This is a genomic window from Spirosoma knui (genome assembly GCF_054780635.1).
Genome location: NZ_BAAGVY010000001.1, coordinates 531,246 through 543,233 on the forward strand (window position 1 = coordinate 531,246; position 11,988 = coordinate 543,233).

At 54.9% G+C, this 11,988-nt stretch carries 7 protein-coding genes; 4 read left to right on the forward strand and 3 right to left on the reverse strand.

What is annotated here, in order from left to right; translation table 11 throughout:
* Positions 1–137: 137 nt before the first annotated feature.
* The 4 genes from ACYVIY_RS02170 (at position 138) to ACYVIY_RS02185 (ending at position 4,755) form a co-directional block, all read left to right on the forward strand.
* A complete protein-coding gene (locus ACYVIY_RS02170) occupies positions 138–686 on the forward strand; it encodes a hypothetical protein (RefSeq protein ID WP_460974612.1) in 549 nt (182 codons plus the stop codon).
* Between the two features lie 232 nt (positions 687–918).
* Complete coding sequence (locus ACYVIY_RS02175; RefSeq protein WP_460974613.1) at positions 919–2,238, forward strand: Gfo/Idh/MocA family protein; 1,320 nt, start codon at positions 919–921, stop codon at positions 2,236–2,238.
* A 31-nt stretch (positions 2,239–2,269) separates the two neighbouring features.
* Positions 2,270–2,872 (forward strand): glutathione-regulated potassium-efflux system oxidoreductase KefF, encoded by a 603-nt coding sequence (kefF, locus tag ACYVIY_RS02180; RefSeq protein ID WP_460974614.1) that lies wholly within the window; start codon positions 2,270–2,272, stop codon positions 2,870–2,872.
* Positions 2,869–4,755, forward strand: a complete 1,887-nt coding sequence (locus ACYVIY_RS02185) for a monovalent cation:proton antiporter-2 (CPA2) family protein (RefSeq protein ID WP_460974615.1) — start codon at positions 2,869–2,871, stop codon at positions 4,753–4,755. The genes kefF and ACYVIY_RS02185 overlap by 4 nt, the downstream gene beginning before the upstream one ends.
* Positions 4,756–4,950: 195 nt before the next feature.
* Here the strand turns inward: ACYVIY_RS02185 and ACYVIY_RS02190 are convergent, their stop codons facing one another.
* The 3 genes from ACYVIY_RS02190 to ACYVIY_RS02200 all read right to left on the reverse strand — a co-directional run bounded on the left by ACYVIY_RS02190 (position 4,951) and on the right by ACYVIY_RS02200 (position 11,964).
* Complete coding sequence (locus ACYVIY_RS02190; protein ID WP_460974616.1) at positions 4,951–5,868, reverse strand: T9SS type A sorting domain-containing protein; 918 nt, start codon at positions 5,866–5,868, stop codon at positions 4,951–4,953.
* A gap of 12 nt (positions 5,869–5,880) precedes the next feature.
* Positions 5,881–8,298 (reverse strand): Ig-like domain-containing protein, encoded by a 2,418-nt coding sequence (locus tag ACYVIY_RS02195; protein WP_460974617.1) that lies wholly within the window; start codon positions 8,296–8,298, stop codon positions 5,881–5,883.
* Positions 8,299–8,370: 72 nt separating this feature from the next.
* Positions 8,371–11,964 (reverse strand): Ig-like domain-containing protein, encoded by a 3,594-nt coding sequence (locus ACYVIY_RS02200; RefSeq protein WP_460974618.1) that lies wholly within the window; start codon positions 11,962–11,964, stop codon positions 8,371–8,373.
* Positions 11,965–11,988: the final 24 nt, after the last annotated feature.

An 11,988-nucleotide genomic window follows, 5' to 3' on the forward strand; every position in this document is an offset into this window, starting at 1 on the left:
TGAACTACTTTTTGGTGCCGCTTCATGGGCGGCTTTTCCCGTTTCAACGAATCCGTTATTGAGCAGGGGCAGGTGACCCGACAACTTTGTGCCGTAAACAACAAAAACGCGACGACGTATCGTCCTTGTTTAGACGCATGAAAAAGTTCTGGTTGGGCACGCCTGTATTCGCGCTGCTGTTTGTTGCTACGTTCAGTGTAAGCTGCAAAAAAGAAGCAGACGTAGTGCCTGGTGGCTATATCATATCCGAAGCAGTAGGAAAATGGATGTATGGCTCCTTTGCCATGGCCGACTTCTGGTCGTATAATGGTACGTATCAGGGAAAACCGTTCGAGTTGGCCGTTGTCTTTAATTTTAAGGCGAACGGTACGTATGAAAAGTACTTCGTAGCCTCTACCCGCGATTATTCGAACTGTAAAACAGAGACCTTCTCCTACGAAAAAGGTCGGGTAGATTTCAACGAAGCCGAAGGTTCGTTCACCACCACACCCACCGAAGGAAGCTACCGGGGCTTCTATTCGTGCTTTCCGCGCAATAATATCGATCGGAAGATGAACCGGTCGGAGCTTACCGCGCAGACGTATTACTACGAAGTCACGACCGGCAGCAATGGCAAGCCGAACCTGATTGTGCGGTTCCAGAAGGGCGATACCAATGTTAGTACGTTCCTGCCAACGGCCTGGTAAGCGTAACATCAACAGTTCACAAACGCGAAAGATTTCGAACTCTGTCCTGGTTAAACCGACCAGGCTAGCGAACGAAGTTTTTCGCGTTTAGCTCTAGTATGAGACTGACTGCATGAGGGGTGTTTTTCTGAGCGAAACATGTTGGGGTAGTAACTGCATACGCGTAACTTACTGCCTACTAGGGAGATACGTACTGAATTGTCACCCGAGCCAACTTCCTAAGCGCTGAACTATGTCTACCTCAAGACGCCAATTCCTGACCCAATCGACCCGCCTGGCTGCGGGCGTTGGCCTGACCCACGCCGTTCCGGTGGTGCGGGCGGAAACCTCTACAAGCGCGGCCGATACCGTCAATGTCGCGTTGATTGGCTGCAACAGCATGGGCTGGGCCGACTTAACCTCCATGCTCAAAACCCCCGGCGTTCGCTGCCTGGCCTTATGCGACGTAGATAGCAACGTTTTGAACCGACGAGCCGCTGAACTGGAGAAGTCGACCGGACAAAAGCCGCTGCTGTACGCCGACTTCCGCAAACTGCTCGAAAACAAAGATATCAACGCGGTGATCGTCGGTACGCCCGACCACTGGCATTGCCTGCCCGCGGTGATGGCGTGTCAGGCTGGTAAAGACGTGTACGTCGAAAAGCCCCTGGCCAACAGCATCGAAGAGTGTAACCTGATCGTAGAGGCCGCCCGGAGATACAAGCGGGTGGTGCAGGTCGGGCAGTGGCAACGGAGCGGCAAACACTGGACCGAAGCGCTTGACTACGTCCGGTCAGGAAAGTTGGGGACTATTCGGTCGGCGAAAGCGTGGGCGTTTATGCCCTACGGCAAAACGTTTCCCGTGGTGGCCGATGAGCCGGTACCCGCCGGTGTCGACTACGAGATGTGGCTGGGACCGGCACCCCACCGGCCGTTTAACCGCAATCGCTTCCACGGCAGTTTTCGGTACTTCTGGGACTATGCCGGTGGACTGATGACCGACTGGGGGGCTCACATGATCGACATGGTGCTGGCGGGTATGCAGGTCAATGCCCCTAAATCCGTTCTGGTGATGGGCGGTAAATTTGGCTTCCCCGATCATGCCAGCGAAACTCCGGATACCATGCAGGCGGTGTATGATTTCGGTAATTTTAGCTTACTTTGGGAGCAATCGCTGGGAACATGCCGTGGACCTTACGACCGTGAACATGGTGTGGCGTTCATCGGGAACCTGGGTACGATGGTTATTGACCGGAGCAAGTGGGAGGTGCTGCCCGAAGTAGAAGGAGGGAAGTACATGACACCCGCTATGCCCGTTCAACGTAACGACGGCCGTGATCTGGATAACCACACGCGCAACTTTATCGAGTGTATACGCAGTCGCCAGCAACCCAATTGCCCGACCGAAATTGGTCGCGACGTGGCCGTTTGTGCCCAGTTGGGGAACATGGCCTATCGGCTGGGCCGTAAGCTGCACTGGAATACGGCAACCAGCACCGTAACCGATGATGCGCAGGCCAACGCGCTGGTTAAGGCGCATTACCACAACCCCTGGCGTTTACCGACCGTCTAGCCAGGTTTACACAAATTGCCGAATCTATAATATGGCCAAGGTATTGATACAATTTGCCCATCCGGCACTAGAAAAATCACGCGTTAACCGACTATTGCTCGAAGCTGTCAGTGATCTGCCGTTCGTTACAGTCAATGACCTCTACGAACAGTATCCCGATTTTGACATTGACATTGATCGGGAACAGGCGCTGCTGCTTGAGCACGAATACGTTCTGCTACACCATCCGTTTTACTGGTATAGCGCCCCCGCTATCATTAAGCAGTGGGAAGACTTAACGCTGGAACACGGCTGGGCCTATGGGCGACAGGGTAATGCGTTGGCGGGTAAGAAATTGATGAATGTTATTTCGGCGGGCGGACGGCAGGAGGCTTACACGAAATCGGGCTACAATGGCTTGACGATTCGGCAGTTTCTGGTCCCGTTTGAGCAGACGGCTACTCTGTGCAAGATGACATACCTGCCGCCTTTTGCTGTGCATGGTACACACCGAATTACCGAAGAAGGTATCAAAACGGCTACTCGGCAGTATCGGACGTTGCTCCAACGCCTGACGGCCAGCGAGATTGACCCTGAATACGCCCGTCAGTTTGATTACATCAATGATCTGTTAACCGAAACGCCAACGTTATGAGTGAATCTGTATTGATACAAGCCCTGGTATATCTGGCCGCTGGTGTCGTTTTTGTGCCTATTGCCAAACGATTAGGCTTAGGCTCCGTACTGGGTTATCTGATTGCGGGTATGGTGATTGGGCCAGCCGCCCTGGGGTTAGTCGGTGAAGAAGGGCAGGATGTGATGCACGTAGCGGAGTTTGGCGTTGTGATCATGCTCTTCCTGATCGGACTTGAACTGGAGCCCGATCTGCTCTGGAAACTGCGGGTGCCCATCGTCGGTCTGGGTGGTTTACAGGTGCTGCTGACCATGCTGGTACTGGGTGGCCTGGCCATGCTGGCCGGTTTACCGTGGCAGGCCGCTTTAGCCGTTGGGATGATCCTCACCATGTCGTCGACGGCCATTGTGCTGCAAACCATGGAGGAGAAGGGGTTGATGCAAACCGCTTCCGGGCAGAGTACATTTTCGGTGCTATTATTTCAGGATGTTGCTGTCATTCCCATCCTGGCCGTTTTGCCCCTGCTGGCTACGTATCCGGTAGCTGCCACGGGGGAAGCCAGTGGACATCAGACCTGGCTGGCCGATTTGCCGGGCTGGCTGCATACGCTGGCTGTGCTGGGAGCGGTGGAGGTAGTTGTCCTGCTGGGTCGATTCATCATGCGGCCGGTATTCCATGCTATTGCCCGTACGGGTATGCGGGAGGTGTTTATCGCGTCGGCGCTGCTGTTGGTTGGCGGGGTCGCGCTGCTGATGGAATCCGTAGGGCTCAGCCCGGCCCTGGGGGCTTTCGTGGCGGGCGTCGTGCTGGCGAACAGCGAATACAAGCATGAACTGGAAAGCGATATTGATCCGTTCCGTGGGCTGTTGCTGGGTTTGTTTTTTATCTCCGTCGGCGCGTCGATCGATTTTGCCCTCATTGCCGATTATCCGTTGCTGGTAATAGGCCTCGTTGTGGGCGTAATGGCGTTGAAGGCGCTGGTACTGGCGGGGTTAGGCAAGCGGTTTAAACTCAGCACGGATCAGAACGTAACGTTTGCCCTGGCGCTTTCGCAGATTGGCGAATTTGCATTTGTACTGCTGTCGTTTACCTTACAAAACGGCGTACTCGATGCGCGGACGGCAGGCTTATTAACCGCCGTTGTGGCTATCAGCATGGCTCTGACTCCTTTTGTCTTCTTGCTGAACGAGCGTCTCCTGCTGCCCCGAATTGGTACCCGTCCTGAGTCGGCGAAAGCGTCGGATCCCATCGAAGAGAAAAATCCGGTAATCATTGCGGGCTTCGACCGGTTCGGCAATATCGTCGGGCGATTTCTGCGGGCGAGCGGCATTCACACGACGGTACTCGACTTCGATTCCGACCGGGTGGATGTGCTGCGGAAAATTGGTATAAAAGTGTATTACGGCGATGCCTCCCGGTACGATCTGCTCAAATCGGCGGGGGCCGAAGAGGCAAAGCTGATCGTTATTGCGCTGGACTCGCCCGAAAAATCGCTGGCGCTGGTCGAAACGATCAAGAAACATTTTCCGCATCTGAAAATATTGGCTCGGGCGCAGGACCGCGACGATGCGTATGAGTTCATGGATGCAGGAATTGACCATATCTACCGGGAAACGTTAGATGCTTCCTTACGGACTGGGGTGGATGCGATGCGGCTCCTCGGTTTTCGGGCGTACCATGCCGAACGGTCAGCCCGGCTTTTCCGCCGACACGATGAGGAAGCGCTCGTTGAACTCAGTGCCGTGCGCCACAACCAGAAACAGTACTTCAGCACCGCCCGCCGACGGATTCATGAGTTAGAGCAGCTCATCAGCTCCGACGAAACGGACCGCTGGCTGCGTGAAGTAGAAGAAGGTTGGGATGCCGATTCACTTCGCAAAGAAGCGAACCAGCCCGCTGAGTAGGAGGAATGAGCTTCGGCTGGCCATGATTACCCTATGATTCACCGAATATACCTAGTGAGTAATACATTGTCTTAACCGGTTTAGGAGCTGAAGCAGCCGATCTCATCGAGAAAAACAAAAGAAGTCCTCAACGATCGCTGAAGACTTCTTTTTTCATACACGCGGCTAAGCGTGGTGACTGACTCTGTTTGTCGTTTACTGCTTGATAATCTTCTTGGTGACTCGCTGGCCCTGCACCATGCCGCGGACAAAGTAGACCCCGCCCGGTAAATTAGAGACCACGAACCGGGTCGAGTTGAAGCCGGGTTTGGCATTCAGGGCGCTATTCTGTTTTACGTTCCCCTGGTTGTCGAGCAGTTCGAGTTGCAGGCCAGCCTGTTCGGTCGCACTAAAATACTTGACCTCGATCAGATCGGTTGCCGGGTTTGGATACGCCTGCACCGACAGGGTGGCAATGTCCTCATTAACACCCGTTGGAGCCAGTCCTAATTGAGATTGCTTCTGTTTCAGAACTTCATCCAGTTTGATTACTCCGCTCAACTGCTCCAGCGGGTGGGCCGATGTGGATGCCCGCTGGCCGGAACGGGTGTAAAAACTGCTCCGGATGTTCAGGGCCATTTTCGACTCGGCGAACTGCACAAACTCGTCGTCGATGTTTAATACCTGAACTTGTTCGGGACTACCGCCCTTGCCTTTGAACGTAAACAACGCAACCGGCTCTCCACTGACAAACGAACCATAATTCGTTTCCTGTGGGGTTTTGCCAATGATGTAATACGCCCAGTTCGACGCATCTGCCGACGCGAAACTTTCGGGAGCCGCCAGCTTGTACGGAACTTTGTCCCAGCTTCCCCGAACATCGCCCACGCTCGTCAGGACGAAGTCTTTGGGTACTTTCAGGGAAAACTGGGCGGTGGCTCCCAGGTCTTCCGATTCCGGATTGTTCGCGTTTGGCGTGTTGTAGTTCGGAATTACCCAGGCAGTATACAATTGGGTCGTCGGCTCATAGGAAACCATGTACCGAACGTCGCTGGAGGAGATCATGACCTGGCTTTGCGACCAGACTGGAGCAAGACTAATCCAGATGAGCAGAAGTAAGCTGATACGTTTCATAACTATTCTTGATCAAAGACGTGATTTAGTTTTTTTGATGACAAATGGAACGCATTTGTCAGGTGCACAGCAGTTGCCTTCTTCGACAATGATCGGGCAGCAGCCGGTCAGTGGGCAGCTTCCATCGGTTGATGTTACCGAGTACGTACCGACCTGTGTAATCAGGATCGAATTTCCCGTTGCGTACGCACTGCCGTTACGAAACCACTGTACGCCCTGGTAACGATCGGGAACGGTAACAATGAATTCGTCGCCCGTACACAGCTGTATGGGTACCGTCGCGCAGGAGGATGCTTCGTTGTTGGATGCGATAGGATCCTGACTACCGGTAGCCGTTACACTAGCAGTATTGATCAGAACACCCTGCGCCTGTATCTGTACAGTCAGGACCAACGTAACGATTTCACTCGCCGACAAACTACCGACCGTCCACACGCCCGTTGTTGTATTGTAGCTGCCTTTAGACGGAGTAGGGGTTCCCTGCAACAGGGCCGACCCGTTGCGGGCGAGCGTATCCAGCACGGTTACGCCGATCGCGCTGCCGGGTCCCAGGTTCTGTACCGTAATGGTAAAGCTTACGCTGGTTCCGACTGTCGCTATGGACTGGCTTACCTGTTTGGTAATGAGCAGGTCGGCGGGTTGGTTGGCAGCTGGTTGCACCGTCAGGCTGATGGGAGCCGACGAACAGGACGTTGGTTGCAGGTTATCGCATACCGTATACGTGAACGAAATCGGCCCAGTAAAACCCGCTGCCGGAGTATACGTTACAGTACCATCCGGATTGACGGTGGCTGTACCGGCGTTAGGAGCACTGACCGTTACCGTTACGCTGGTGTTGCTAACGGGCTGACCGTTGCGGGTGTCGTTGGCCAGTACCGGAATCGTTGTGGGTATACCCGCCGTCAGGATTTGATTATCCGGACTAGCTTGTAGCGACGCGTTAACCGTCAGGCTGACAACGGCTGATGCGCACTGAGCGGGTTGGGCGATATCACAAATTGTATAGGTAAAACTAACGGGTCCTGAAAAGCCCGGTGCGGGGGTATAATTGATGCTGCCATTGGCAACAACGGTAGCCGTACCACTGGCGGGCGCTGAACTCACACTGACCGTTACGTTGGTGGTGCTGGCGGGGAGTCCATTGCGGGTGTCGTTGTCCAGCACCGAGACGTTCACTAAAGTACCGGCATTGGTGGTTACCTGATCGGCTGTAGCAACCAACACCACGGCTGCTGCATTCACCGTCAGACTAACGGGTGCCGACGCGCACTGAGCGGGTTGGGCAATATCGCAGATGGTATATGTAAAGCTAACAGGACCCGAAAACCCGGTGGCTGGCGTGAAGCTGATGCTGCCATCGCCATTCACCGTCGCTGTGCCGCTGGCTGGCGGAGTACTCACGCTCACCGTAACGTTGGCACTACTGGCGGGCTGACCGTTGCGGGTATCGTTGGATAGTACCAAAAGAGTCAGGGGCGTGTTCGCGTTGGTGGTTGCCTGGTCGGCCGTGGCGACCAGGGTCACCGCGATTGGATTGATCGTCAGGTTGATGGATGACGATGAACACAGGCTGGGCTGAGCCACGTCGCAGATGGTATACGTAAAGCTAACAGGACCCGAAAAACCCGCGGCTGGTACGTAGCTGATCGTTCCATCCGGATTGACTGTTGCCGTGCCGGAATTGGGCGTGCTGACGGTAACCGTTACACTGGTTGTGCTGACGGGCTGACCATTGCGGGTATCGTTGGCCAGTGCCGGAATCGTTGTGGATACACCCGCCGTGAGGGTCAGGTTGTCCGGGTTAGCCTGTAAGGCTGAGCATTGCGCGGCAGGTCCGGTAACTGTGCGGAACTGCTCCAGCGGATTCTGGTTACCACCCGTCGGCTGCCCGGAAACCGAGTAAAAACTGTTCGCTACGTTTAGCGAAAACCGCAGATCGGCCTGCGAAATGAAACTGTTTCCCGGCTCCAGCGGACTAATAGGGCCAAAGCAGCCGTTGCCCCGAAAGGTAAACAGAGCCACCGGAGTGCCGCTGACAAAAGGACCATAGTTCGTTTCAGAAGGCGACTTCCCGATTACGTAGTAATTTAACGTTGGGTCCAGTCCTGAACCGGTCCAGTCTTGCCCTGGGTTGCCAGGTCCCAGGCGAAGGGGCGCTTTTTCCCACGTTCCCCGCACATCGGCGATTTCGGTGATCGAAAAGGAAGCTGGCACTTTCAGGGTGAACTGAGCCGTGCCGCCCCGTTCATTAGGACCCGTATTGTTTGTATTGGGGGTATTATACTGCGGCACAACCCAGGCTGTATACTGGTCCGTGGCCTGATCATACGTGACCTGGTAATCCACTACGTTGGTTGACTGCTGTGCGTAACCTATCCTGATGGTCAGGAACAGGAGGCTCCAAATGAGTACGCTTACATATCGGTTCATAATATTACTTGTTTTCAACGTTCATCGGTACGAAGGGGAGGAGCCGACGAAAGGCCGACTCCTCTGGATGGATTAAGGCAGTTGCTCGCGAATCGTGAAGAACGGTAGCCGGAAGCTGTTGCCAGGGTGATTCTTGACGACGTTCTGATAGATGTACTCAACATCATTGCCCGTACCCTGGAAGATGACTTGCCCATCCAGGTTCACATCTTCGGTAGAGTAGCCCCGCAGCTTGTAAAAAGGCGTCTTCAGCGTGTTGCCTGATGCGTTGATGATCCGTAGGTACGCCTGGTTGACATCGTTGTTCGAGCCTTGGTAGATGATCAGGTTGCGGGGTGTCGTGACGTTGTTGTCTGGCAGGACATTGCCCGCCCACATAGCTACACCCTGCTGCACGATGACCTGCGCCTGGTTAGGGACAACTTCCGTATAACTGGTTGTGCCCGAGTAGGTGAAGGTAGGCGTATTGCTGCTGCGGAAGTCAATCGTAGCCGCGATAGGTGACAAGGGGACGGGTGTCTGGCTCATCACACCCAGGTGATTGCGGTGGCGAACCGCTACGTAATAGTTGCCCGTCAGTGCCTGCGCAAACGTTAGGGACGATACACCGTCGACCTCAACAATGTCGCCATCGCGCTGGAGCAGAGCCGCCCGGCTGTCGACAATGATGGCGGGGTTAGCCGCTGAACGTAGTTCCACAAAGACCCAGTCCACAATAGCGTCAGTACCCGTGACGGCCGTCATCGTAGAGGCCATGCTCGCGACGGGGGTAATCGGATTGAGCAGCGCGTAGGGCTGACTGGCCGGTATCAGACCCAATTCTCGGAGGTTATCACGCATTAGATTTCCGCTGGTTACGCCAAACAGTGCTCCTTGTAAATACACTTTCGGCGACAGCCTGACAATCGGAGCCGGGTTCACATTGATCGTGGTCACCGTTGTCTGGTTGTTGGCGGGTGTAAGGTCACCTACTGGTACAACCGTAGCTACGGTAAATGTCTGGGGCTGACCCACCGTTGGTAAACCGGCAATAATCGGAACGGCTAGGGTTTCGCTGCTGACGGGAGTCAGCGATACCGATTTAACGCAGGTAACCTGCTGTCCGCTTACGGTACAGGTAAATCCGTTGGAGGTGATGAAGCCCGGCGCTACCGTTACGTTCGCCGGAAGCGTTAACGTAACCGATACAGGACCCGCGAAAATACCCGTACCCACATTACTTACCGAGATCGGCAGGCTGCTGACCAGGGTAGCCGTCAGGCTTTGTACGGGCTGGCTGATGCCAACCGCCAGATCGACGGCCCCGTTGGGTGGGAATGTGGTGATGTACGCAGTAGCTACAGCGCAGGCCGTTGGCGTACCGTTGTCACAGACCTGATACACGAAGAAATCAGTTCCGGTGAAACCGGCTTCGGGCGTATACGTAAAGACTCCATTCGGGGTCAGCGTTACGTTACCATTGGTGGGAGCAACCGTCAGTGATAGGCTAACCGTCTGGGTGTTGCCTTCCAGGTCCTGGTCGTTGGTCAGGACGTTGCCACTCACCGGTACATTCGTGAATGTGCTGAACGCGTCGTCGAAGGCATACGTCTGGTTCACGGTCGGATTGGGTCGTACGGTTACGGTCACGGTTGCCTGATCGCAAAGAATTGGGTTGCCGTTATCACAGACCTGATACACGAATGAATCGACGCCGGTAAAGCTATTCACGGGTGTATACGTAATGGTACCATCGGGGTTGACGGAAATATTGCCATTCACGGGTGGAGTAACCAGAATCGGCTGCCCCAGTGGCTGGCCATCCGGATCGCTGTCGTTAGCTTTTACGGCAATCGTTACCGCGGTGTTGGGCGTTGTAACGGCTCTGTCGTTCTGAGCGATCGGTGCATCGTTGGTATTGGGTGCATTGTCGCGTACTTCAATCGTAACCAGCGCCGTGGTGCATTCAGTGGCTGTGTTGCATACCAGGTATACAAAACTGTCGCTGCCGGTGAAGTTTGCGTTCGGCGTATAGGTATAGCTGCCCGTGGCGGTGATCAATACCGTACCATTGGCAGGGCCAACCACTGGCGTGGTGTTTGCACCGAGCTGAAGCCCGGCTGATTCCTGATCGTTGGTCAGGACATTGCCGGTGATGCCCGCGTTTCTGAACGTTTGGGCAAAGTCATTCTGCGGTAAGGGCCGACTGGGTAAAACATTAACAGTAACCGTATTGGTCGAACACTGACCCGGCTGATCAACGTCGCAGGTGGTATAGCTAAACGAGGTGACGCCGAAGAACGCATATACAGGTGTGACGGTAATGGTACCGTTCGGGTTTACTACGGCGGTACCATTCGCGGGCTGGCTGGCCAAACTGACCGTTACGTTGGTGATGCTGGCAGGGAGTCCGTTGCGGGTGTCGTTGGCCAGTACCGAAACACTGATGGGGGTACCCGACGGAGTCGTTACCAGATCGGGGCTGGTCGCAATCACGGCGCTAACGGTCAGGCTCACCGGAATTGAGGAGCACCGGCCCGGCTGGGCAATGTCGCAGATCGTATACGTAAAGCTAACGGGGCCTGAATAACCCGCGGCCGGATTAAAGGTGATTGTACCATCCGCATTTGCGGTGGCAGTACCATTGGCGGGCGGTGAACTGACGCTGACCGTTACGTTGGTGGCGCTGGCGGGGAGTCCGTTGCGCGTATCATTAGCCAGTACCGAAAGGTTCAGGGACGTATTGGCATTGGTTGTTGCCAGATCCGTTGTGGCAACAATCACGGCATTAACCGTCAGACTAACCGTTGCCGATGAGCAGATTGTGGTCTGGCTGGGGGCGCAGATTCTGTAAGTGAACGTAACCGGTCCCGAATAGCCTGCTTCCGGCGTGTAGGTAATGGTTCCATCCGCATTGGTTGCGACCGCCCCGATGGTGGGGGCCGTCTCAATATTGACGGTTACACTGGTATTGCTTACCGGTATCCCGTTGCGGGTATCGTTGGCCAGCACCGATAGACTAACGGGTATTCCCGCCGTTAGGGTCTGGCTGTCGGGGTTGGCCTGAAGCACCGCACACTGAGCGGCCGGACCAAACACGGTACGGAACTGTTCGAGTGGTGCCTGGTTACCACCTGCGGGCTGACCCGAGCGGGAATAGAAGCTGTTGGCTACGTTAAACGATAAAACGTCGTCGGCAATGTCAATAAATGGGTCCTCGGGGTAAAGCGGAGTAATCTCGCCAAAGCAGCCATTGCCCGTAAAAGCAAAGAGCGGTACGCGGACGCCGGGCGTAAACCGGCCGTAGTTCACCTCATTGGGAGCTTTCCCGATGACATAATAGTTGACATTAGTGGGCAGGTTTGTGTTACTCCAGTCCTGCCCTGGATTGCCGGGGCCCAGCCGAATGGGGTTTTTCTCCCAACTGCCGGTCAGGTCCTGTACACTGGTGATGGAGAATGAAGCAGGAACCCTGATCGTGAATTGGGCGGTGCCCCCGAGTTCATCGAGGCCGGGGTTATTGGCATTTGGTGTTGCGTAGTTCGGAACGACCCAGGCAATGTATCGCCCGGTGGGAACATCGTACGTGAGTTGATAGTCGACTGTGTTTGATGACTGCTGAGCCAGTAGGAGACGGCCTCCGAGCAGAAGGCACCCCCAAAGCAAACACGTAAAGAACTGCTTCATAACTATAACGTTTTAGATTAGCAT

Excerpts from the sequence above, each read along its gene's own strand:
- ACYVIY_RS02170 (WP_460974612.1), top strand. The coding sequence starts at position 138 with ATGAAAAAGTTCTGGTTGGGCACGCCTGTATTCGCGCTGCTGTTTGTT.
- ACYVIY_RS02175 (WP_460974613.1), top strand. The coding sequence starts at position 919 with ATGTCTACCTCAAGACGCCAATTCCTGACCCAATCGACCCGCCTGGCT.
- kefF (WP_460974614.1), top strand. The coding sequence starts at position 2,270 with ATGGCCAAGGTATTGATACAATTTGCCCATCCGGCACTAGAAAAATCA.
- ACYVIY_RS02185 (WP_460974615.1), top strand. The coding sequence starts at position 2,869 with ATGAGTGAATCTGTATTGATACAAGCCCTGGTATATCTGGCCGCTGGT.
- ACYVIY_RS02190 (WP_460974616.1), bottom strand. The coding sequence starts at position 5,868 with ATGAAACGTATCAGCTTACTTCTGCTCATCTGGATTAGTCTTGCTCCA.
- ACYVIY_RS02195 (WP_460974617.1), bottom strand. The coding sequence starts at position 8,298 with ATGAACCGATATGTAAGCGTACTCATTTGGAGCCTCCTGTTCCTGACC.
- ACYVIY_RS02200 (WP_460974618.1), bottom strand. The coding sequence starts at position 11,964 with ATGAAGCAGTTCTTTACGTGTTTGCTTTGGGGGTGCCTTCTGCTCGGA.